The organism is Mesorhizobium mediterraneum (genome assembly GCF_002284565.1).
Taxonomy (GTDB): Bacteria; Pseudomonadota; Alphaproteobacteria; order Rhizobiales; family Rhizobiaceae; genus Mesorhizobium; species Mesorhizobium mediterraneum.
The window spans coordinates 291,465-312,892 of sequence record NZ_NPKI01000032.1; the positions used below are offsets into that span (position 1 = coordinate 291,465).

Sequence of the window (21,428 nt, forward strand, 5' to 3'; positions counted from 1 at the left end):
TCAACCTTTTTCCGGATCCACCGCCACTGCCGAAATCGGCACGATCTCGATGCCGCGCTTCTTGGCCTCGATCACCCAGGACGACACGGTGTCGACCGTCAGGTCGAAGGCCGAGCCGATGCCGACGGCAAAGCCTTTCGCCCGCGCGGTGGCTTCCAGCTCGTCCAGCTTCTTCAATATGGCGCCCCGGTCCTGCACGGCGTCGATCGACGTGTCGCCGGCAATGAAGGGCACGCCGTCCTTCAGTGCCAGGTCGGACGCGAGGCTGCGCGCCGACGAGCCGTCGTCGAGATAGGCCAGGCCGCGCCTGCCGAGTTCGGCCATGAATGGCGCCATCGCCGCCGCATCGGCCGAAAATCGCGCACCCATATAGTTCATGACGCCGGTGTAGTTGGTCATCCGCGACAGCGCCCAGCGCAAGTTCTTCAAATTCTCGTCCGGTGTCGCCGCGACCGTCAGCGTGTTGCGGCCCGGATTGACGTTCGGATAGTCGAACGGTTCGAGCGGCACCTGCATGACGATCTCATGGCCTCTCTGCCGCGCCGCCTGCATCCAGCGGCTGATGCTGTTGCCCTGCGGCGCGAAGCCCAGCGTCACTTCGGCCGGCAGCTTGGCGATGGCCGCCTGCGTGCCGGTCTGCGACACGGCAAGCCCGCCGATGACGATCGCCACGCGCGCACCGCGCGCACCGGACCACGGCCGCGCATAGACATCGAACGGCCGCCTTCCGTCGGCGGCGCGAACCGGCAACGGGCCGGTCTCACTGGTCTCGATCAGCGCCCTGTCGGGAATATGCGCGATCCTCAGGTTCTGGCCGATCGTCGAAGGGTCGTGGATGACGATGGCCGCCTTGGGCGGACCACCGTCCGCTTCGGTCGGCATATGGATGATCTGCGGCCCACTTATCTTGGGTCCCGCTTGCGCCTGCGGCGCGGGCTCAGTGGCCGGCGCTGCGGATTCGACCACCGCGGTCGTCTTCGGCGTCGAAACGGCGACTTCTTCCGGCTTTCGAAACGGTCTTTCACGCAGCGCAATCGCGCCGGAGACGCCGATCACGGCCAGCACCAGGAGAGTGGCCGTGACCACGCCGGCGTTGATCCTGCGGGCCGCGCGCGGCGGCCGGACGGCCTGTCCGAGCGGGCGTTCGATGTCGTTGCCGATGTCAGCCAAGCCGCATCCCCAGCCGCGGTTCCCCCGAATCAAACTGCCGAGGCCTTGCGGCCCCGGCAGCATTACATCGCTTCGATCAGGCGGCCAGACCTGTTTGCCCGGCCGATCGACGTTACTGGTTCAAAACAGCCTTGTCCGGATTCGGCGGGAACGCCGGATCGGTCTTCTCGCCGCGCAGCAACTGCTCGGCAAAGATAAGCTGCAGGTCGTCCTTCGGCTCCGGCGGCACATAGGCTGCCGAGCCCGAACCGGTATCGCCCTCGTCGGTACCCTTGATGTGGCCCTTGAGGTCCGACTCGCCGCGCGTCAGGTCCCTGCCCTGCAGTTCCGGCGGCAACGGCTGGTCGACCTTGATGTCGGGCGTGATGCCCTTCCCCTGGATCGACTTGCCGGACGGCGTGTAATAGAGCGCCGTCGTCAGGCGCAGCGCGCCGTTCTCGCCGAGCGGGACGATGGTCTGCACCGAACCCTTGCCGAAGGACTGCGTGCCGACCACCGTGGCGCGGCGCAGATCCTGCAGCGCGCCAGCGACGATTTCGGACGCACTGGCCGAGCCGCCATTGACGAGCACGACCAGCGGTTTGCCGTCGATGTCGTCGCCGGGCCGCGCGTCGAAGCGGGTGACGTCCTTCGGATCGCGGCCGCGTGTCGAGACGATCTCGCCACGGTTGAGGAAGGCGTCGGACACGCTCACCGCCTGATCGAGGAGGCCGCCCGGATTGAGGCGCAGATCGAGCACGTAGCCCTTGAGCTTTTCGTTCGGCACCTGCTTCTTGATGGTGTCGATGGCATTCTCGAGGTCATCATGGGTCTTTTCGGTGAAGGAGGTGATCTTCATGTAGCCGATGTCGTTCTCGACCCGGAACTTGACCGCCTTGACCTTGATGATGTCGCGCACCACCGTCAGCTCGATCGGCTTGTCGGCGCCCTGGCGCAGGATGGTGAGCTTGATCGCCGTGTTGACCAGCCCGCGCATCTTCTCGACCGCGTCGTTGAGGCTCAGGCCGCGAACCTCCTCGCCGTCGATCTTGGCAATATAATCGCCGGCAAGCACGCCCGCCTTGGCGGCCGGCGTATCGTCGATCGGCGTGATCACCTTGACCAGGTCGTTCTCCATCGTGACCTCGATGCCGAGGCCGCCGAACTCGCCCTTGGTCTGCACGCGCATGTCCTGCGCCTCTTCGGCGTTCATATACGAGGAGTGCGGGTCTAGCGACGTAAGCATGCCGTTGATGGCGTTTTCGACCAGCGACTTGTCGTCGGGCGGCGTCACATACTGCGCCCGCACCCGCTCGAAGATGTCACCGAAGATCGCCAGCTGCTTGTAGGTCTCGGAGCCCGCAGCGTTCGCCGTCGAGCCGGGCGCGCCATAGACCAGGCTCATCGCGGATGCGCCCATTAGCGCACCGGCAAACAGAAGCGACAGTTTCCGCATCATCTCACGTCCTTCCAGACAAACGGTCCGCCCACCATGGGGTCGGATCGACGGGTTTTCCATCCTTGCGGAACTCAACATAGAGCTCCGGCGTGGCATTTCCATTCTTCGATGCCGAGGTGCTCGCCACCCGGGCCTCTCCCATCGCGCCGACCGGCTCTCCTGCGAGCACCGACTGGCCAGACGCGACACTGATTCTGCTCATCCCCGCCAGAACGACATGATAGCCGTCACCCGCGTTCAGGATCAAGAGTTGACCATAGGAGCGAAAAGGTCCCGCATAAAGCACATTTCCGTCCGCCGGCGCGGTAACGATGGCTCCCGATTGTGTCGCAACCATGTCACCGAGCATCACTGCGCCGTTACCGTCGCTGGCCCCGAACCGCCGCTTGATCTTGCCGGTGACGGGCAGCGCGATCTGCCCCTGAAGCGCCGAAAACGGTGCGGCGGCGGTGAGCCGGTTGGCTTCCGGGACCGGCAGCGCCGCCAGTTCCGTCTGTGCCGGGGCCGTCTGTGCCGGGCCCTCCTGTGTCGGGGCCTTGTCGGCATCCGCGGTCTTCTGCTCCGCTGCCTTCGCCGCATTGGCCGCCTTGCGGGCCTTGTCGGCCTCGAGCGAGGCGATCAGTTCCTTCAGGCTGCCGGCCTTGGCCGCCAGTGCTGCGGATCGCTGCTTTTCCGCGGCCAGCGCCGTTTGCGTCTCGGCCTCAAGCTTCTGCTTGGCTTCAAGTAGCATGCCGAGCCGCTTCTTTTCCGCCGTCTGCTCGCCGACTGCCGCCGTCAGCCGCGCCCGCTCCGCCTCGATCGAGGCCGTCACCCGCGACTGCTCCTTGAGGTCCGCCACCAGTATCTCGGTCTGCTGGCGCAGTTCCGGCACCACGGCGCCGAGCAGGATGGCGCTGCGTACCGACGACAGCGCGTCTTCCGGCTTGACCAGGATGGCCGGCGGCGGATTGAGCCCCATGCGCTGCAGCGCGGCCAGCACCTCGGCCAAAACGTCGCGTCTAGCGGCCAGCGACGCGCGGATTTTCTGCTCCTCGCCTTTCAGCCCTTCCAGCTTGGCGCCGATGTCCTCGATGTCCTGACCAAGTTTCTGCTCGGTCATCGCCGACTGGATCAGCGCCGCGGTGATCGAGGCATGATCCTTCTTGACGGTCGCCATGTCGGCGGCGAGCTTGGCCAGCCGCTCGGACGAAAGCGTGATCTCCTTCGACACCCGTTCGTATTCGGCGCGGCTTTGGTCCGGATCAGGCGTCATGTCGAGCCTGTTCTGCGCCCGCGCGGCACTGAACGACAGCACGAGCGCCGCCGCTGCCAAGCCGCAGCGTGCGCGCCAAAAGCCCGTTCGCGATTTCCAACCTTCAGACATTGAAGCCCGACTCTATGTGTGGCTTCGTTAACGAACCATCAACCATGTTCGAGAGCCCTGCCGACCGCAAACAGCCTCGTGACGCATTGAGGCGAAAATCCGGGCGGCTCACGCCAATCCACCGGTTTCGGGTGGGAACCTGCAAAGCTCACGAGCGATGATAGGGATGGCCGGACAGGATCGTGGCCGTCCGGTAAAGCTGCTCGCCCAACATGACACGGACCAGTTGGTGCGGCCATGTCAGCGCGCCGAACGACACCATCAGATCGGCCTGATCGCGCAGCGACTGGTCGTGACCGTCGGCACCGCCGATGGCGATGATAAGCGCCTTGCGGCCGCCATCACGCAACAGGCCGATGCGGCCGGCGAAATCCTCGGAGGAAAAGTTCTTGCCGCGCTCGTCGAGCAGCATGAGCGCGGTACCAGGCTGCAACTGCGCCTGCAGTTTCTGGCCTTCCTCGCGCCGGCGCTCGTTGGCGGTCTGGGCGCGGCCCTCCGGAATCTCGACCACACCTGAGAATTCGAGACCCACGGCCGGCCCGCTCTTGGCGAAGCGCTCGAAATATCGGTCGGCGAGCTGCTTCTCGGGGCCGGCTTTCATCCGGCCCACGGCATGAACTGTAATTTTCATCCCTGCCTCGAAGAGCCGCTAATGCATGTCACCAAAAGTGGTCACCGGTTTTTGGAAACGACATGCATCAATCAAATTACGGCTCAGTGGAGGGTCTCTTCCTCGAGGTCCGGCGCTTGCCACATCTTTTCGAGATTGTAGAAGTCGCGGACTTCGGGACGGAAGACATGGACGATAATATCGCCCGAATCGATCAGGACCCAGTCGGCGCCGGCCAGTCCCTCGACGCGCGCCGTGCCGAGGCCGGCATCCTTGAGCGCCTTGAGGAGATGATCGGCGACAGCCGAGACATGACGGTGAGATCGGCCGGACGCGATGACCATATAGTCACCGAGGCTCGATTTTCCCTGAATGTCGATTGAGACGATGTTTTCGGCCTTGGAGTCTTCCAGACTGACAAGGACTGTGTTGATGGCGCGGGACACGGCGTCGTTTACGCTGATCCCGGCCGGCGAAGGCACGATGTCGGCCTTCTTCCGCAGTGCTGTTCTCAGTGTATTTCCTTTCGCAGCAAGAACAACCAAATCACCCTTCAAAGCAGGTGACACTCCTTAGATAGGCAGAGTTGGGTTGCAGTTTCAAGACGGCAACCCTGCCGTGGTCCACGAAGTGCTGTTTCTTCCGGTTCCGCAGAAGAAAAATCGGAACTCTTGCCGCCTTGCTGGGGTTATCGGCGCATTGACCAATCGGATTCCCGCCATGCCTATCGACCCTGAGAATGCCGTTGACACCGTGCAGGCCGGCCTTGCGCAGCTCAGCGCGCTGATCGTCTCGTACTCATTCTCCGCCATCGGCGCCGTCATCCTGCTGGTCCTCGGCTATATCGTCGCCGGCCTCGCGCAGCGCTCGATCTATGCCGGCCTCGGCCATATCCATGGCTTCGACGTGACGCTGCGCCACTTCTTCTCGAGGATCGCCCGCTACGCCATACTGATCCTCGTCGTTATCATGGTGCTCGGCCAGTTCGGCGTCCAGACGGCCTCGATCATTGCCGCCATCGGCGCCATCGGCTTGGCCATCGGCCTGGCGCTGCAGGGTACGCTGCAGAACATTGCCGCCGGCATCATGCTGCTGGCGCTACGGCCATTCCGCATCGGCGAATATGTCGAGGTCGGCGCCATCGCCGGGACCATCGAGGAAGTCGGCCTGTTCGCCACCACGCTGAGAACGGTCGAGGGCGTCTACGTCCTCGCCCCCAATTCGACGCTGTGGAACCAGCCTGTCCGCAACTATACGCGCAACGGTGCCCGCCGTGGCGACATCACGCTGACCATCGGCTCCTGGAACGATATCGATCTCGCGCAGAAGACCATGCTTGGCGTCGCCGCCGCCGAGCGGCGCGTCAGGCGGGAGCCGGCGCCGATTGCGTTTGTGGCGACCGTCGGCGACAGCAACGTCGCCATCACCTTGCGCTACTGGACCTCGGCTGCGGATTTCTTCGCCACCCAGATCGATCTCACCAAACGCGCCAAGCAGGCTTTCGACAGCGAAGGCATTTCTATACCCGCGCCGCCGCCGGAAGCGCCGCGGCAGGAAGCGGCCACCAGACAGTGAGATGATCAATTCCCGCAGGTCTACTTGTCCGCGCGGCGCTGCTCTTCGGACGGAAAGGCCAGTTCCACCGGCAGTGGGGCCTGCGCGCTCATCGGCGCGAAATTGCCGGTCTCGGCGGCGGGAACAGGCGACATCGCCACCACACGCCACAGCACGAACAGGCAAAAAACAGCGGCAATGACGATGGCCACATAGATGAAGGCCTGCGTTCCATAGACAGCGGAAAGCCCGGTGACGATGCCGGGCACGATGAAGCCGGACAGCGACCACGCAAACAGAAGCGAACTGGACAGCGCCACCATGTCGTCCTTGCCGGCGCGGTCTGCGGCATGCGCGCTGGCCAGCGAATAGATCGATTCCGACGCGCCATCCCAGACCACATAGATGACGACCAGCGCCGCCAGCCCACCGCCGTCGAAGCCCAGCGCAAACAGACCCGCCGCCAAGGCAAGCGCCGAAGCGGCGACCAGCACAAAGCGCCGGTCGGTGCGGTCGGAAATCCATCCGAGCGGGATCTGCAGGATCAATGTGCCGACCGGCATCGCCGACAAAAGCAGTGCCACGTCTGCCTGGCTGTAGCCCTTGGCCGTGGCATGGATCGGCGCGAAGCCCGAAATCGTCATCGACAGGCCGCCGACGGCAAGCATGCCGGCGACGCCGACCGGCGAAATCCGCCAGGCCCGGCCAAGCGCGACCGATGCCGCCTGCGGCGGCGGTGGCTGGGCGAGCCGCGTCAGCCCGACCGGAAGGATCGACAGCGCGGTGAAGGCGATGCCGATCAGCGGCGCGTCCGCAGCCCTTATATCGATCAGCGCCAGTGTGGCGTAGCCGACACCGAGCCCGGCGACATAGGCGACGTAGAAGAAGGCCATGACCCTGCCGCGAATGGCGTTGGCAATGACGTCGTTCAGCCAGCTTTGCGCGACGATGAACAGGCCGCATATGGCAAAGCCATAGAGCGCGCGTGCCGCGATCCACGACAGCGGGTGCGGCCCGGCTCCGACAGCGGCGTTCGACAGCACAATCAACGCCGACAGCACCATGAACGCGCGAGCATGGCCGACGCGCCGCACCAGCGGACCGGTCAGGATGCAGCCTGCCAGGCCGCCGGCCGAAAGGCCGGTGACGATCAGCCCGGCCCAGGTCGGATCGAAGCCCTCGGCGCCGAGCCGGACCGGGATATAGGCGAACATCAGTCCGTTACCGACCGCAACCAGCGCCATCGACAGGACGACGCTGGCGATGGCGATCGCCGGGGTTGGCGGGCTGCCTTGCGCCGGATCGCGTCTGGTCTGGTTTTGCTCGAGAATCGCCATGCGCGCGCAGGATCGCCCACGGATCGGGGAAAAGCAGCCGCAAATGCGACATGGCCGGACTTGCCTCCTCTGCTTGTGGAGAAGGGAGGTCCGTGCAGGCTCAGCCCTTCGCCATGTTGCGGATCGCGGTCGACGACAGCGACGAGCGCGGGCCGTGGATGAAGGTCCAGGCCGGCGCCTTCATGCGGGCGAGCCGCGGCGCGTCGCCCTCGTCGACACGTGCATAATCGAAGGTCTTGGCAACGACCGAGGACAGGAAGGACAGCGTCGCGCCAGGGCGGTCGATCACCGCGATCGGGAACGTCATGACGATCTGGCGCCAGCGCTGCCAGCGGTGGAAGTCGCGCAGACTGTCGGCGCCCATGATCCAGACGAAGTCGACGCCGGGATTGCGCGCCTTGACTAGCGCCAGCGTGTCGGCGGTGAAGCGGACGTGATGCGCGGCCTCGAAGGCGGTGACCTTGATCTTCGGGTTCCTGGCGATCTGCTCGGATAGGCGGAGCCGCTCAGTCAGCGGCGTCAGTTCCCGCTTGTTCTTGAGCGGATTGCCGGGCGTCACCATCCACCACAACTGATCGAGCGCCAGACGTCTGAGCGCGATCTCGGCGACCAGGCCATGGCCGGCATGGGCGGGATTGAACGAGCCGCCGAACAGCCCGACGGCCAGGCCCTTTTCGGCATGCGGCATTTTGAGGTAGCGGGAGGGAGCGGGATGCTCGGGCGAGGAAAGCATGCGTCAGGCGCCCCCCTCTGTCCTGCCGGACATCTCCCCCTCAAGGGGGGAGATTGGCGGCTTCATCGCAGGCGCAAATCTTGCAGCACCGGCGATTGGCGAAATCAGAAATGACAGGCAATCTCCCCCCTTGAGGGGGAGATGTCCGGCAGGACAGAGGGGGGTGGCTGGGCGCAAAGCTTCAGGTTCTTCGAGCAAGTAGCGTCAAGGCCGCACCTGTCCCGTTCCGCGCACGCGGTATTTGAACGAGGTCAATTGCTCGACACCGACCGGGCCGCGCGCATGCATTTTGCCGGTGGCGATGCCGATCTCGGCGCCCATGCCGAATTCGCCGCCATCGGCGAATTGAGTCGAGGCATTGTGCAGAAGGATCGCCGAATCAATCTCGTTGAAGAAACGTTCGACTGCACCGGCATCCTCGGCGACGATCGCCTCGGTGTGGTGCGAGGAGAACGTCTCGACATGCTCGATCGCGCCCGCAACGCCATCGACCAGCCTCACTGCGATGATCGCGTCGAGATATTCGGTAATCCAGTCGGCGTCGGTCGCCGGACTGGCGTCGAAGAACAGCTTCAGCACTTCGGCGTCGGCATGGATCTCGCATCCAGCCGCGCGCAACGCGTCAAGGATCGGCACCAGATGGGTGGAAGCGACGGCACGGTCGACCAAAAGCGTTTCGGCCGCACCACAGACACCGGTGCGCCGCATCTTCGCATTGACGGCGATCTTGACCGCCATGTCGAGATCGGCCGAACGGTCGACATAGAGATGGCAGATGCCTTCGAGATGGGCAAAGACCGGCACCCGAGCTTCGTTCTGCACACGCTCGACCAGGCTGCGACCACCGCGCGGAATGATCACGTCGAGATTGCCGCCGAGGCCCTTCAGCATTTCGCCGACGGCGGCGCGGTCGGTGGTCGGCACCAGCTGGATGGCGTCCTGCGGCAGACCGGCCGTCTTCAGCCCCTCGACCAGGCAGGCATGGATCGCCGCCGAGGAGTTGAGCGAATCCGAGCCGCCGCGCAGGATCACCGGATTGCCGGCTTTCAGGCAAAGTGCGCCGGCATCGGCCGTCACGTTCGGCCGGCTCTCATAGATGACGCCAACGACGCCGAGCGGCGTGCGAACGCGTTCGATATGCAGCCCGTTCGGGCGGTCCCATTCGGCAATGACATCGCCGACCGGATCACTGAGTTCGGCGATCTCGCGGATGCCGTCAGCCATGGCGCGGATGCGGGCGGCATCGAGCTTCAGCCGGTCCATGAAGGAGGCGGAAAGCCCCGACTCATGGCCATTCGAGATGTCGATGGCGTTGGCGTCGAGAATATCCTGCTCGCGACGGACAATCGCCTCCGCCATGGCGACAAGCGCGGCGTTCTTGGCGGCGGTCGTGGCGATGGCCAGCGGTCGGGCGGCAGCGCGCGCCCTGCGGCCTATCCGTGCCATCAAACTGGCTACATCATCGCCTTGGTGTTTGTTCAGCATTTGACCGATCCAGTGAAGCTGGTGGATTTACACGCGGCCGGCCTTCGCGGCAATGGCCGTAAATTTGAGGAAGCAGAATGAAGAGAGTCATAATCCTCGTTGCTCTCGGCGCGATGCTCATACCAACAGGCCTCCGTGCCGCCGACTACTGCGACGACAAGTTTGAACCCGGCGAGAGCCCCGACGGCAAGGCCATGACTATGGTAAGCTCGATGATGTCCCTCGCACTTGCTGAGCGCTATTGCGGCGCGTCACCGACACCGCTTTCCCAGATCGACGTCGTTATTGAAGAGCTGCATGGATGTGGGCCGCGCTCTCGGCTTGAGGCAGAATTCAAAAAAAGGATGGAAGAGGAAAAAGGGGCAGAAGCAATGACGACTGACGCGCTCATCCGTGATCTCGTCGTCGGAGACGACAAGGATGTTCCCCAAGCCGAAGTGGATCGACGTGCCAGGGCTGGCATCGAAGCGGAGTTGGGAGGTTGCAGCGAGCTTCTGAAGATATACCAGGACTTTCAGGATCGATATCGCAACCCACCCAAATGGCCGCGTGAGCCTGACCAGTAGCGCGCCGTCAATGGCGGGCCGCATCTCCGTCGGCCGCGCCGCTCACCACAAGGTCGTCGCGGTGGATCATCGCCGATCGCGCTTCGTAGCCAAGCACCGTTTCGATCTCGGCTGTCTTCAAGCCAGCGATCCTTACGGCATCGGCGGCATCGTAGGCAACCAGTCCGCGCGCGATCTCGCGGCCCTCGGGCGACAGGATCGCCACCGTGTCGCCGCGCGAGAAATTGCCGCTGACCAGCTTGACGCCGGCCGGCAGCAGCGACTTGCCCGACAGCAGCGCACCGATGGCGCCGGCGTCGACAGTCAGCCGGCCAGCCGGCTCGAGCTGCCCGGCGATCCATGTTTTGTAGCCCTTGACCGGATTGGCGCTCGGACGGAAGAAAGTCGCCCGCTCGCCCCGCTCGATCGCCATCAGCGGCGACAGTCTCGTGCCTGATGTGATGATCATGGCGGTGCCGGCGGCGGTGGCGATCTTGCCGGCGTCGAGTTTTGTCCGCATGCCGCCGCGCGACAATTCGGACGCCGCCGCACCGGCCATTGCCTCGATATCAGGGGTGATGCGGTCGACGACCGGAATGAACTTTGCGCCAGGGTCTTTGGCCGGCGGCGCCGTATACAGCCCGTCAATGTCGGAGAGCAGCACCAGGAGGTCGGCGCCCATCATCGTTGCGACGCGCGCCGCCAGCCGATCATTGTCGCCATAGCGGATTTCGGAGGTCGCCACCGTGTCGTTCTCGTTGATGACCGGCACCGCCTTCATCTTGAGCAGCGTCGAGATCGTCGCCCGCGCATTGAGATAGCGGCGGCGCTCTTCGGTGTCGCCGAGCGTCAGCAGGATCTGGCCCGATTTCAGGCCGCCCTTGCCGAGCGCATCCGACCAGGCGCCAGCCAGCGCAATCTGCCCGACGGCAGCCGCCGCCTGGCTCTCCTCGAGCTTCAGTGCCCGCTTGCCGAGGCCGAGAATGGTGCGGCCCAGCGCGATGGCGCCGGACGACACGACGAGGATTTCGGCGCCGCCTTCAGCCAGCACGGCGATGTCGTCGGCAAGCGAGGCCAGCCAGTCGCGCTTCAGGCCCGTCGTGCGGTCGACAAGCAGCGCCGAGCCGATCTTGACGGTGATGCGCCGGTATTTTCTCAGCGACTGCGCGGTCATCGCTATTTGTTCCAGCGCGTCTCGACCGGCGTGGCGACAGCTTCGCGTGCCTCGGCCACCACCGCCATCAGCGCGCGCAGAACGGCTTCGACGCCTTCGCCAGTGACCGCGGACAAAAGCATCGGCGCGCGGCCGGCGGCGCGTTTCAGCGAAGCGACCTTCTTCCTGCGGGCGTCGGCATCGAGCGTGTCGACTTGGGAAAGTGCTACGATCTCGACCTTCTCGATCAGTCCATGGCCATAGGCATCGAGTTCGGTGCGCACGGTCTTGTAAGCCTTCCCCGGATTTTCTTCCTGTGCGGAGACGAGGTGCAGAAGGACGCGCGTGCGTTCGACATGTCCGAGGAAACGGTCGCCGATGCCGACGCCTTCATGCGCGCCTTCGATCAGGCCGGGAACGTCGGCGATGACGAATTCGCGCCCGTCGATGCGGGCCACACCGAGGCCCGGATGCAGCGTGGTGAAGGGATAATCGGCGATCTTCGGCTTGGCCGCGGTCACGGCAGCCAGAAAAGTCGACTTGCCGGCATTGGGCAGGCCGACCAGGCCGGCATCGGCGATCAGCTTGAGCCTGAGCCAGATGTTGAGCTCTTCGCCCGGCAGTCCGGGGTTGGCGCGGCGGGGCGCCTGGTTGGTCGAGGTCTTGAAATGCTGGTTGCCGAAGCCGCCATTGCCGCCCTTGGCAAGCAGGAAGCGCTGGCCGACCACCGTCATGTCGCAGATCAGCGTCTCGTTGTCCTCGGCAAAGACCTGCGTTCCCGCCGGCACTTTCAGCGTCACGTCGGCGCCCTTGGCGCCGGTCATGTTGCGGCCCATGCCGTGCGTGCCGGTCTTGGCCTTGAAATGCTGCTGGTAGCGATAGTCGATCAGCGTGTTCAGCCCATTGACCGCCTCCACCCAGACATCACCGCCGCGGCCGCCGTCGCCACCGTCGGGACCGCCGAACTCGATGAATTTTTCGCGCCGGAACGACACCGAACCGGCGCCGCCGTCGCCGGAGCGGATATAAACCTTGGCTTGATCGAGAAATTTCATCGGATTGCTGAGTTTCTGTTATTGGCCTTGCGGCATTGCTCTAAACCTTTGGCACTGCTCTAAACCAAGGCGGGGCGAAGGGCGAGGCTGTTTATGAACATGGCCGGAGTCGCAATGAAGCTCGTAACCTACAACATCCACTACGGCGTCGGTCTCGACGGCCGCTACGATGTCGGCCGCATTGCTGACGCCGTGCGCGGCGCCGACGTGATCGCGCTGCAGGAGGTCTCGCGCAACAACCCCAACAATGGCGGGCGCGACATGGTGGCCGAGCTCGCCAAGGCGTTGCCCGAATACTTCGCCGTCTACGGCAGCAATTTCGAGGCCAATGTCGGCTCGCGCCTGGAAAACGGCCGCGCCATCACGACCACCTTCCAGCTCGGCAATATGGTGCTGTCGAAAACGCCTGTTCATCTGTCGCGCAATCTCCTCTTGCCGCGCAGCCGCAGTTTCGAACTGATGAATTTCCAGCGCGGCGCGCTGGAGGCGCTGATCGAGACGCCGCTTGGTTTCATCCGCTTCTATTCCACCCATCTCGACCATCGCAGCCCGCTCGAACGCTTGAGCCAGATCCGGTTTCTGCGCCAGCGCCTGTTGAACTATGCGATCGAGGGCGGCGCGCTGTCCGGCGTCGCCGAAGTCGGCCTGCCGGACCTGCCTTGTCCCGAAGCCTTCGTCGTCATGGGCGACTTCAACATGCTGTCCGGATCGCCGGAATATGTCGAACTCGCCGGCCGCCCGGATCACGAATTCGGCATGCCTGTGACCGCCGATCTTGCCGTCGATGTTGCCTTGCGTCTTGCCACCGCAAGCCCCGATCTCGTCACCTGGGTCGACCCCAAGCGGCCTGACGACGCCAGCCGCCACAAGCGCATCGACTATGTCTTTACCAGCGCCTCGCTCGCCAAATCGCCGAAGGCCCTGTGGGTCGACCGGCAAGCGGTCGGCTCTGACCACCTGCCGGTCTGGGTCGAGATGGCCTGACCCCGAGTTTGGTTCGCAACTGACTTTTTGAATTCACAATGATTCTTTCGGAACCTTTGGTTCGAGGCCATGCGCCGAGGTGTGTTGAGATTCAGGGCAGGCCGTGCCGAGAGTGGTGGCTTCCGAGAACCGGAGCGGAGCGTACATAGAGTACGTGAGCACCGGAAGCGCAGGAAGCCGCCATTCGCAGGCCGGCCTCACCTGAATATCAACGCGCCTCAAAAATGCACCCAGTTCCTGAGGCTGGTCCAGGTCTTGCGGTCGAGACGATAGCGCTCGACGGGCACCTGGCCGGCGACGATCGAGTTCAGCATGCCCTGGCCGGCATATTGGAAGCCGCATTTGTGGATGACCCGGCGCGAGGCCGGATTGATGACCCGCGTCGAGGCATGCAGCACCTGGATCGCCGTCTTCTGGAAGGCGAGGTCGACCAGCGCGTGCGCTGCCTCCGTCGCATAGCCGCGCTTCCAGTAGGGCTCGCCGATCCAGTAGCCGAGCTCCAGCCCGCGATCGGTGGTGTTGAGGCCGGCGCAACCGACGAAGGTTTCGGTCCCGGCCAGCGTCAAGGCATAGGCAATCCCGGCCCGGCGCGAGGCCGTCATCGCGAGGAAAGCACGCGCCTCGGCCTCACCATAGGGGTGCGGCATGCGGGCCAGCATTTCGGCGACATGGCGGTTGTCGGCGAGCACCACCAATTGCTCGATATCGCTTTCGCGCGGCGCCCGCAGCACCAGCCGCTCGGTCATCACGACCGGGCAATCTATCGCGTAACTTTCACCGTCTGTGTCTTCCGCTTCGGCAACCATGTCAGTCCTCCAGGCACAAGAAAAAGGGGAGATGGAAACCCATCTCCCCTGATCCATTTCCTGGCTTGGCCAGACACCGGTTCCCGAGATGGGTGCCGGTGTTCTCGTACGGAACCGGCTACTCCGCGGCCTTCGTCATCGGGTTCACCGATACGTAGGTTCGGCCATTGGCTTTTTTGTTGAAGGTGACTGCGCCAGCTTCGAGCGCAAACAGCGTGTGATCCGTGCCAATGCCGACATTGACGCCGGGATGCCACGTCGTGCCGCGCTGACGAATAATGATGTTGCCCGGAATCACGGCTTCGCCGCCAAACTTCTTCACGCCGAGCCGCTTGGAATGCGAGTCGCGACCATTGCGCGACGAACCGCCAGCTTTCTTGTGTGCCATCTAACTAACTCCGATGCGCCGCAGGGGCGCCTAAAAGGTCTTATGAACGCGTTCGCGTTCCGTTTCAAGTCCGATCCGGCGACGATTGCGCCGGCTTGCTTTACTTCTTCGCCAATTCCTTGGCCTGCTCGCGCCAGTCCATGATCTGGTCGGCGCTGAACGGCATATGCTCGTCGATCTTGGCGACATCCTTGTCGGACAGCTTGGCGATCTGGGCGAACGTCGTGATGCCCTGTTCGTTCAACTGGCCGGCCGCGACCGGGCCGATGCCCTTGATCACGGTCAGATCGTCCGGCTCGCCCTTCGGCGCCTTGAACAGCGGAGCGGCGGTTTCGGTTGCCTTGGCCTCGGCTTCCTTCGGCGCAGCTTCTGCCTTGGCTTCCTTCTTCGGAGCAGCCTTTGCCTCGGTCTTGGCCGCGGCCTTCTTCGTCGGCTTGGCACCATCCAGCAGGATCTCGGCGATCCGCACGGTGGTCAAAAGCTGGCGATGGCCGATCTTGCGGCGCGAATTCTGCCGGCGGCGCTTCTTAAAGGCGATGACGGTGCGGTTCTTGCCCTGTTCGACGACTTCGGCGGTGACCAAGGCGCCGTCGACGAACGGCGCGCCGAACGTGACATTCTCGCCCTCGCCATGCGCGAGCACGTGGCCGATCTCGACGATATCGCCGACCTGGCCTTCGACTTTTTCGATCTTCAGGAGATCGTTGGCGGCGACGCGATACTGCTTGCCGCCCGTTTTGATGACTGCGAACATTTTTTGCCTTTCGCTGTTCGGTCGGCCTTGATGAACCGCTTCAGGCGGTTCGGCCGTCTTTTTGTCAGTCTGCGGGTTCAAAAAACAAGCGGCGCGGAAGAACCCTCCACGCCGATTGCGCGCTGTCCCTAACCGAAGGTTCGGCGCGAGTCAAGGCGAGCAGTCAGCCAGCGAGCCGCGAACGCATTCAAGCTAAGCGCGCGACCTGACAAGAAGCCGGATCGTCGGGCAGATTGGCCCTTGTAACCTGGCCGCCCAGCCGTTATCTAGTGCGCCGCGCCGGCAACGGCGGACCATGACCGCGGAGAGGTGGCAGAGTGGTCGAATGCACCGCACTCGAAATGCGGCATGGGTGCAAGCCCATCGGGGGTTCGAATCCCTCCCTCTCCGCCATATGGCATTGTTTACATTAATAAAAATCAAAGAATAGGTTGCGCGCCGCCATAAAGCCCGCCTACCGAGAACGGCGTATTCGCGGCACGTCAGCTTACGACACAAGTATGCGGGGTTCATGCCTCGACCTGATAGATGGCAGAGATCAACTTCGGCCTCGCTAAGCGAAGTCGTGGGGTTCATGCGACAGCGGAATGAGGGTACGCGACTAGCCCCCGTGCCGGGTCAACCTCGCCGTCGGGAAGTACCGATCGGTGCGGACCCAAGCGGATTCACGCTTGTCGGCAGCGGACGCCGGCGGTGGCGGTCAGCACCCGAGCAGGCTCCCCATTGTTGACGTCCGCTGCGCATCTGCGGCGACCGTCGCCATGTCCTCTGCTCCCGGGTTGACGGTGGTGTAGACGAGGAGCACTCTCGAATGTCAGCAGATGTGGTCAGGTTGAGTGTCGGCGAGTAGCAGAGGTTCAGCAACAATGACTTTGAGGCGAACCAGAGCTTACGCCGCATCCGGCCTGGTTCTAGCGGTTTGCACTATGTTTGCTTGGCAGAACGCCACTGCTGCTCACAATTGCCACGCAGCCGCGACCCCTGGCGTCAATTGGCACGAGTGTGACAAGAAGCTTCTCATCCTAGAAGGACAGGACCTGAGCGGGGCGAACCTGTTCGGTGTTGATTTCACTTCGACCGACCTCAGGAACAGCAATCTCCTTGGGGCAAATCTTGAGAAGGCAACGCTTGTGCGTGCTTCCCTGGCCGACTCGACCGCCAAAGGCGCCCGGTTCGACAGAATCGAGGCCTACAGGACCGACTTCAGCCGTATGGACGCGCAGGGCGCTGTGTTTGCGAGCGCGGAAATGCAGCGCTCGAATTTCCAGGACGCCAATCTGACCAACGTTGATTTCACAAAGGCAGAATTGGGGCGTGCGCAGTTCCATAACGCCGATATCAGCGGCAGCCGCTTCTCGTTTGCCAATCTCGCACGGGCGGATTTCCGAGGAGCGACGTTCACCGCGTCGATAGACTTTGACCGCGCCTTTTTCTTTCTGACCCGTATCGAGGGCGTCGACCTTTCCAATTCGGCGGGTCTGTCCCAGTGGCAGCTCAACATGGCTTGCGGAGACGCCCGGACCGAGTTGCCTTCTGGCTTGACGAGGCCTGAAGATTGGCCCTGTCAATTCCAGCAGGAATAGTTGTCGGCAAGCGAACTGCGGCAATGCTGCACCCGACAGGATTCGAACCTTTCGGCAAGCCGCCTAACCCGAATGCCCTGCCGTTCCCGAGCGGTTGGGTTTTGCGTCTCGACATGCATGAACTCGTGCTTTCCGCATTGTTCGCAGAGGTGGCTAGTCCACCTCCTGCTCAGAAGGAAGGATCATAGCATGAGTGACATACTGATCCGCCGTCCGGATGCGATGGAGCCCGTCACTCGCCCCGGCATTATACGCCATCGGTGCCAGCATCCCGGCTGCGCCAAGAATGCGGGATGGAGCTTTGCCAAGCCGAGGCAGACGCCGCACTGGCTCTGTTTCGAGCACCGCGCCAACGGCGAGCGATATCTGTGAGGAAACCTTAATGCCCAGACAGTTGGACCCCTCCCTCTCCGCCAGTTCCGCCGAGTCTACGCTATTCTGCGAAATAACTGCCCAATCACCGCATCTAGCCGAACGAGCTTCTGCGGGACTTGACTTGAGCGGACACGACTCGCCTCAGATCATTCTTAATGCCGAACTTAATGCGGATTAGGGCGAGGCCGCGATCTGAGGAGCAACCATCATGAGCATAGCGAGCGACGCCCGCTTCTGGGACCGCAGTTCACGGAAATACGCCATGGGCGCGATTGCGGATCAGGCCGGATATGAGCGCACGCTGGACCGGACCCGCGCCCTGTTGGGACCAGGCGACAGGGTGCTGGAGCTGGGTTGCGGAACAGGAACAACCGCGCTCCGGCTCGCGGGCGATGTTCAAAACTATCTTGCGACGGATATTTCCGCCGGAATGATCGCGATTGCCAACGAGAAACACGCCGCTGGCCCCATCCCGGCGCTTGTCTTCCGCACCGCGACCGTAGACGCGCTTGCGCCTGACGACGAGCAGTTTAACGCGGTTCTGGGATTCAACTATCTCCATATGGTCCGCGACCTGCCTGGCACTCTGCGCCGCATCCACGCCTTACTTGCAGCGGAGGGCTTGTTCATCTCCAAGACACCCTGCGTCGGCGATATGAACCCACTCATCCGGCTTGCCTTGCTGCCCGCAATGCACGCGATCGGCAAAGCACCCTATGCAGGCGTCTTTCGGGCGGCAGACCTGAGCCAGCATATCTGTGCCGCGGGCTTCGACGTTCTTGCCACCGAAAGCCACGCAACGAAGGGCAACGACAACCGTCCCTACATCGTGGCTCGCAAGAGGACGTGAGCGGCCGAGGCTGCAGCGTATCGGTCAGGGCTGCTGGATTGCTGCGAGCTTCCAGTCGCCACCGTTCTGACGTGTGAAGGTCCACAGTTCGGTCGTTTCCGTCGGCTGATCGGCTTCGCCCGCGACGATCTTGCCGCTGGCGCGATCACGCATCACGTCGAGAGACTCGTAGCGCAGCGCAGCCGTCGCGTAGTCGCGATCGTCTTCCCGCCAGCTCTCCGCAATATCGGCCTCCAACAGGCTGACGTCAGACACGTCGTTCCTGATGCCCTTTTTGGCATTATCGGCAAGTTCCTCGGACAGGTACGACACCATCTCGGGGGTCGCCAGCCGGCGCAGGCCAGCATGATCTTCGCGTCCGAACGCTTCCTGAACCTCCGTCAACCGTTGCTGGAATGTGTCGAGGTCGGCCGGCGTCATTGTGATTTCATCGGAGGCTTGAGCCGTCCGGCCAAATCCAGACCCGATGCCTGGAATGGCGAAAGACGACACGTTGCCCGTCTCGGGCTGGCCTGCCGCGTTTCGCCCGAAGTTGCCCATGCTCCGCGGGACACCGGCCATGGCGGGCGCTTGGTTGCGTGCCGATTGCGACCGGAAAAAGCGGATGGCCAACATGATCGCGCCGCCGATCAGCAGACCTTGAAGCAGCAGGCCCAACATGCCAGCCAAGCCGCCGAACCCTTGACCCAAAAGAAGTCCGATCAGACCGCCGAGCAGCAGGCCACGCATCATCGAACCGCCGAGGCCGCTGAAGATCCCTGGTCGTTGGGATGCCGGCGTCTGGCGGGCCGCATTGTTCGTCGCGGGCGTCATCGAGCGCTCGACCGGCGCGGCCGGCTGTGGCGCCGTCCTCGTCGGCGGGACCGACTGGAAAGTGCGCGTGCCGCGGCTGCCGAAGCTGCCGCCACGGCGCGCCTCGGCGTAATCGGCCGTGACCATGGAAAGTGCCAGGAACAGTCCTGCAAACAAAACTGCAAACCGGCTCGAACGCGAAATCATCATAGCAAACCCTTAAGCGACACTCTTGCCGCTCATATGGGGTGCGCCGATCGAAATATCAGTGACCCGCACCAGCCATTGAGGAGAAATTCCGTTACCGCCTCTCCACCAGGCACGGCAGCTGACGTGATCCTTCTGCTAAATTGTGCGTTGTTGCCTGAGGGCACGCCGAGGGAGACGAACAATGTTTGCAGGTTTCAGCGCCACCAGCTTGCAACTGGACGAGACGACCATTTTCGCAAGGGTCGGCGGAACGGGTCCGCCGCTGCTGCTACTTCATGGTTTTCCCGAGACACATCTGATGTGGAGAGATATCGCCACAGCATTGGCGCCCCGCTTTACGGTGATCGCCGCCGATCTTCGAGGCTACGGGCAAAGCGGGTGTCCGATTTCCTCTGCCGATCATAGTCCATACGCCAAACGCGCCATGGCCGGCGACATGGTTCAAGTCATGAAGCGGCTGGGGTTTGAGCAGTTCATGGTTGCCGGACATGATCGCGGCGGGCGGGTCGCCTATCGCCTGGCGCTCGACCATCCCGGCGAAATCTCCAAAGTCGCCGTCCTCGACGTCATCCCCACCGCCGCCGCGTGGGATAGGGCGGACGCCAGGCTGGCTCTGAGCTTCTGGCCCTGGAGCCTTCTTGCGCAACCGGAGCCTCTGCCGGAGCGACTGATAGGCGCGGCGCCCGATGCCATCGTCGACAATGCGATTGTGCAGTGGGGGTCGCCGGCAGAAATGTTCTCTGCGGAGGTCAGGGACGCCTATGTCGATGCGCTTCGCGATGCCGTTCATGTTCATGCGATATGCGAAGAGTATCGGGCCGCTGCCATGATCGATCGTGAACATGACGCGCTGGACCAGGCAAACGGTCGTCGCATCGAGTGTCCGCTCCTGGCGCTATGGAGTAGCGAAGGCGCCGTGGAGAACTGGTATGCGGAGGAAGGCGGGCCGCTGGCTATTTGGAGAAAATGGGCCGACAGCGTTGAAGGAAGCCCTGTCCCAGGCGGGCACCTCTTTCCAGAAGAGCATCCTCACCAGACCGCAGCGGCTCTCTCGAAATTCTTCGAGGATAATAGGGGGAATGACGCGTCGAACAGAGTATTGTAGAGGTCACATGCTTCCGTTACGCAAAACCTCGGGAACGCTCCGCGGCCCGAGACCGAGAACCCTCTGATATTCGCCCGTTCGGCGTCAAACCTGCTTGATAAAAAATGAAGGCGATCACTAAAGCCGCGCCCCTGATATGCAGCTTCGTATTTCTCGGAGGTTGCGCATCACCCTTCCGCGCATCCTTTGATGCCGCGAAATACGACAAGATGAGCTGCGTCGAACTCAATGTGGCCATGGGCGAAGTCGCCAAGGAGATGTCGGCGACTGCGATCACTCGGGGCAAAGTCGCTCAAACCAACATTCCGAGCTGGCTATGGGGAGGACGGCGTGTCGCCTCTACCATCACTGCCCGCCAGAGCGCGAAAATCGAGCGCTTGCGGCAGCAGGAGGCTGCGATCGCAGCGGTGAGACGAAGCAAATGCTGATTGCGGCGCCGGAGTGAGAGCCTGCAAGCCGAAGGCAGAAGGTCAACGTCGCAGGACGTGGCATTGGAGCCGAGGCTCGACGGCTTCATGAATTCGGTCATCCTCACCGTCACGGCTTCAGTCTCGGCGACACGGCCAAGCCGAGGAAAACGATAACGGCCTGATTGAGGCGCAGGATGTCCGCGTCGTCCAATCGCCCGATATTTGCGCCGATCTTGGATTTCGGGACCGTGGTGATCTTGTCCACCATCAGTCGGCAGACGGCGAGCAGCCCGTTGCGCTCGTTCGGTTCGACGGCCAAACGGAACAATGGCGCGTCCGTCTCGTCGGTCGTCAAGCCACAGATGGTAATCGAATCCGTCGCATCGAAACTGTCATCTTGGATGATGACGATAGGACGAGGTTTGCCGGCGAAATCCTTGCCGCCGGCGACCGTCCAGATATCGCCACGCTTCATTCATCACCCCAATCCGATATCGCGTCGATGAACGCCTGATCCTCGCTTGCATGGGCGCTTGCCGCGACGGCCAGCGACTGACGATGCGCTTCCGAACGGAAGGCCGGCGCACGCACGTCCGGCACCCATATCTGTATCGGGCGCAGACCCTGCCGGCGCAGACGTTCACGATGTTCCCGCACCTTCATGCCTGAGGACTTAGGCTTCGATGCCGAGGCCATGACGATTCTCCCGCTAATGGTTACATGTAACC

At 63.1% G+C, this 21,428-nt stretch carries 24 protein-coding genes and 1 tRNA gene; 9 read left to right on the top strand and 16 right to left on the bottom strand.

All coding sequences use genetic code 11. The annotated features are described in order from the left end of the window. From CIT25_RS25230 to rsfS, 5 genes are all read right to left on the bottom strand, one after another. Positions 1-1,170, bottom strand: coding sequence for a divergent polysaccharide deacetylase family protein (locus tag CIT25_RS25230; protein WP_095487703.1), 1,170 nt, complete (start codon positions 1,168-1,170; stop codon positions 1-3). A gap of 112 nt (positions 1,171-1,282) precedes the next feature. Continuing rightward, a complete protein-coding gene (locus CIT25_RS25235) occupies positions 1,283-2,608 on the bottom strand; it encodes a S41 family peptidase (protein WP_095487508.1) in 1,326 nt (441 codons plus the stop codon). A 1-nt stretch (position 2,609) separates the two neighbouring features. Continuing rightward, complete coding sequence (locus tag CIT25_RS25240) at positions 2,610-3,971, bottom strand: murein hydrolase activator EnvC family protein (RefSeq protein ID WP_095487510.1); 1,362 nt, start codon at positions 3,969-3,971, stop codon at positions 2,610-2,612. A gap of 148 nt (positions 3,972-4,119) precedes the next feature. After that, a complete protein-coding gene (rlmH, locus tag CIT25_RS25245; RefSeq protein WP_095487512.1) occupies positions 4,120-4,602 on the bottom strand; it encodes a 23S rRNA (pseudouridine(1915)-N(3))-methyltransferase RlmH in 483 nt (160 codons plus the stop codon). Between the two features lie 83 nt (positions 4,603-4,685). Further along, positions 4,686-5,063, bottom strand: coding sequence for a ribosome silencing factor (gene rsfS / locus CIT25_RS25250; RefSeq protein WP_095487705.1), 378 nt, complete (start codon positions 5,061-5,063; stop codon positions 4,686-4,688). Positions 5,064-5,301: 238 nt separating this feature from the next. Between rsfS and CIT25_RS25255 the strand changes: the two genes are divergently transcribed. Next, positions 5,302-6,156 carry a mechanosensitive ion channel family protein gene (locus tag CIT25_RS25255; RefSeq protein WP_095487707.1) on the top strand — a complete coding sequence of 285 codons (855 nt, stop codon included), beginning with the start codon at positions 5,302-5,304 and terminating at the stop codon, positions 6,154-6,156. 20 nt (positions 6,157-6,176) lie between these two features. Here CIT25_RS25255 and CIT25_RS25260 read toward each other — a convergent pair whose 3' ends face one another. From CIT25_RS25260 to CIT25_RS25275, 3 genes are all read right to left on the bottom strand, one after another. Continuing rightward, positions 6,177-7,472, bottom strand: coding sequence for an MFS transporter (locus CIT25_RS25260; RefSeq protein WP_095487514.1), 1,296 nt, complete (start codon positions 7,470-7,472; stop codon positions 6,177-6,179). A gap of 100 nt (positions 7,473-7,572) precedes the next feature. Then, the gene (locus CIT25_RS25265; RefSeq protein ID WP_095487709.1) at positions 7,573-8,160 is read right to left on the bottom strand and encodes a nicotinate-nucleotide adenylyltransferase; all 588 of its coding nucleotides are present in this window, start codon (positions 8,158-8,160) and stop codon (positions 7,573-7,575) included. Positions 8,161-8,409: 249 nt separating this feature from the next. Continuing rightward, positions 8,410-9,690: a glutamate-5-semialdehyde dehydrogenase gene (locus CIT25_RS25275; protein ID WP_095487516.1), complete on the bottom strand. Its 1,281-nt coding sequence runs from the start codon at positions 9,688-9,690 to the stop codon at positions 8,410-8,412. Positions 9,691-9,767: 77 nt separating this feature from the next. On the opposite strand from CIT25_RS25275, the gene CIT25_RS25280 reads away from it, so the two are divergent. Then, positions 9,768-10,256, top strand: a complete 489-nt coding sequence (locus tag CIT25_RS25280) for a hypothetical protein (protein WP_095487517.1) — start codon at positions 9,768-9,770, stop codon at positions 10,254-10,256. A 7-nt stretch (positions 10,257-10,263) separates the two neighbouring features. Here CIT25_RS25280 and proB read toward each other — a convergent pair whose 3' ends face one another. Further along, entirely contained in the window at positions 10,264-11,409 is a 1,146-nt protein-coding gene (proB, locus tag CIT25_RS25285; RefSeq protein ID WP_095487518.1) for a glutamate 5-kinase, read from the bottom strand. Between the two features lie 2 nt (positions 11,410-11,411). Continuing rightward, the gene (gene obgE, locus CIT25_RS25290) at positions 11,412-12,443 is read right to left on the bottom strand and encodes a GTPase ObgE (protein WP_095487520.1); all 1,032 of its coding nucleotides are present in this window, start codon (positions 12,441-12,443) and stop codon (positions 11,412-11,414) included. Between the two features lie 114 nt (positions 12,444-12,557). Between obgE and CIT25_RS25295 the strand changes: the two genes are divergently transcribed. After that, positions 12,558-13,427 carry an endonuclease/exonuclease/phosphatase family protein gene (locus CIT25_RS25295; protein WP_095487522.1) on the top strand — a complete coding sequence of 290 codons (870 nt, stop codon included), beginning with the start codon at positions 12,558-12,560 and terminating at the stop codon, positions 13,425-13,427. 218 nt (positions 13,428-13,645) lie between these two features. On the opposite strand, the gene CIT25_RS25300 is transcribed toward CIT25_RS25295, so the two are convergent. The 3 genes from CIT25_RS25300 to CIT25_RS25310 form a co-directional block, all read right to left on the bottom strand. Further along, a complete protein-coding gene (locus CIT25_RS25300; protein WP_095487524.1) occupies positions 13,646-14,233 on the bottom strand; it encodes a GNAT family N-acetyltransferase in 588 nt (195 codons plus the stop codon). Positions 14,234-14,351: 118 nt separating this feature from the next. Then, a complete protein-coding gene (gene rpmA, locus CIT25_RS25305) occupies positions 14,352-14,621 on the bottom strand; it encodes a 50S ribosomal protein L27 (protein ID WP_095487526.1) in 270 nt (89 codons plus the stop codon). 100 nt (positions 14,622-14,721) lie between these two features. Further along, positions 14,722-15,375, bottom strand: coding sequence for a 50S ribosomal protein L21 (locus CIT25_RS25310; RefSeq protein ID WP_095487711.1), 654 nt, complete (start codon positions 15,373-15,375; stop codon positions 14,722-14,724). Positions 15,376-15,678: 303 nt separating this feature from the next. On the opposite strand from CIT25_RS25310, the gene CIT25_RS25315 reads away from it, so the two are divergent. The 4 genes from CIT25_RS25315 (at position 15,679) to CIT25_RS25325 (ending at position 18,183) form a co-directional block, all read left to right on the top strand. Next, positions 15,679-15,768, top strand: a tRNA-Ser gene (locus tag CIT25_RS25315). Between the two features lie 473 nt (positions 15,769-16,241). Beyond that, entirely contained in the window at positions 16,242-16,958 is a 717-nt protein-coding gene (locus CIT25_RS25320; RefSeq protein WP_095487528.1) for a pentapeptide repeat-containing protein, read from the top strand. Positions 16,959-17,147: 189 nt separating this feature from the next. Further along, positions 17,148-17,330: a hypothetical protein gene (locus CIT25_RS35935; RefSeq protein WP_127205609.1), complete on the top strand. Its 183-nt coding sequence runs from the start codon at positions 17,148-17,150 to the stop codon at positions 17,328-17,330. Positions 17,331-17,541: 211 nt separating this feature from the next. Continuing rightward, positions 17,542-18,183: a class I SAM-dependent methyltransferase gene (locus CIT25_RS25325; RefSeq protein WP_095487530.1), complete on the top strand. Its 642-nt coding sequence runs from the start codon at positions 17,542-17,544 to the stop codon at positions 18,181-18,183. A gap of 24 nt (positions 18,184-18,207) precedes the next feature. Here CIT25_RS25325 and CIT25_RS25330 read toward each other — a convergent pair whose 3' ends face one another. Then, a complete protein-coding gene (locus tag CIT25_RS25330) occupies positions 18,208-19,182 on the bottom strand; it encodes a Tim44 domain-containing protein (protein ID WP_095487713.1) in 975 nt (324 codons plus the stop codon). Between the two features lie 184 nt (positions 19,183-19,366). On the opposite strand from CIT25_RS25330, the gene CIT25_RS25335 reads away from it, so the two are divergent. Both CIT25_RS25335 and CIT25_RS25340 read left to right on the top strand, forming a co-directional pair. Beyond that, positions 19,367-20,290: an alpha/beta fold hydrolase gene (locus tag CIT25_RS25335; protein ID WP_095487532.1), complete on the top strand. Its 924-nt coding sequence runs from the start codon at positions 19,367-19,369 to the stop codon at positions 20,288-20,290. A gap of 104 nt (positions 20,291-20,394) precedes the next feature. Beyond that, positions 20,395-20,718 (top strand): hypothetical protein, encoded by a 324-nt coding sequence (locus CIT25_RS25340; protein ID WP_095487534.1) that lies wholly within the window; start codon positions 20,395-20,397, stop codon positions 20,716-20,718. A 109-nt stretch (positions 20,719-20,827) separates the two neighbouring features. Here the strand turns inward: CIT25_RS25340 and CIT25_RS25345 are convergent, their stop codons facing one another. Together CIT25_RS25345 and CIT25_RS25350 are read right to left on the bottom strand one after the other, a co-directional pair. Beyond that, positions 20,828-21,175, bottom strand: a complete 348-nt coding sequence (locus tag CIT25_RS25345; RefSeq protein WP_095487536.1) for a type II toxin-antitoxin system PemK/MazF family toxin — start codon at positions 21,173-21,175, stop codon at positions 20,828-20,830. Next, the gene (locus CIT25_RS25350; protein WP_164759292.1) at positions 21,172-21,396 is read right to left on the bottom strand and encodes an antitoxin MazE family protein; all 225 of its coding nucleotides are present in this window, start codon (positions 21,394-21,396) and stop codon (positions 21,172-21,174) included. The genes CIT25_RS25345 and CIT25_RS25350 overlap by 4 nt, the downstream gene beginning before the upstream one ends. Positions 21,397-21,428 lie beyond the last annotated feature (32 nt).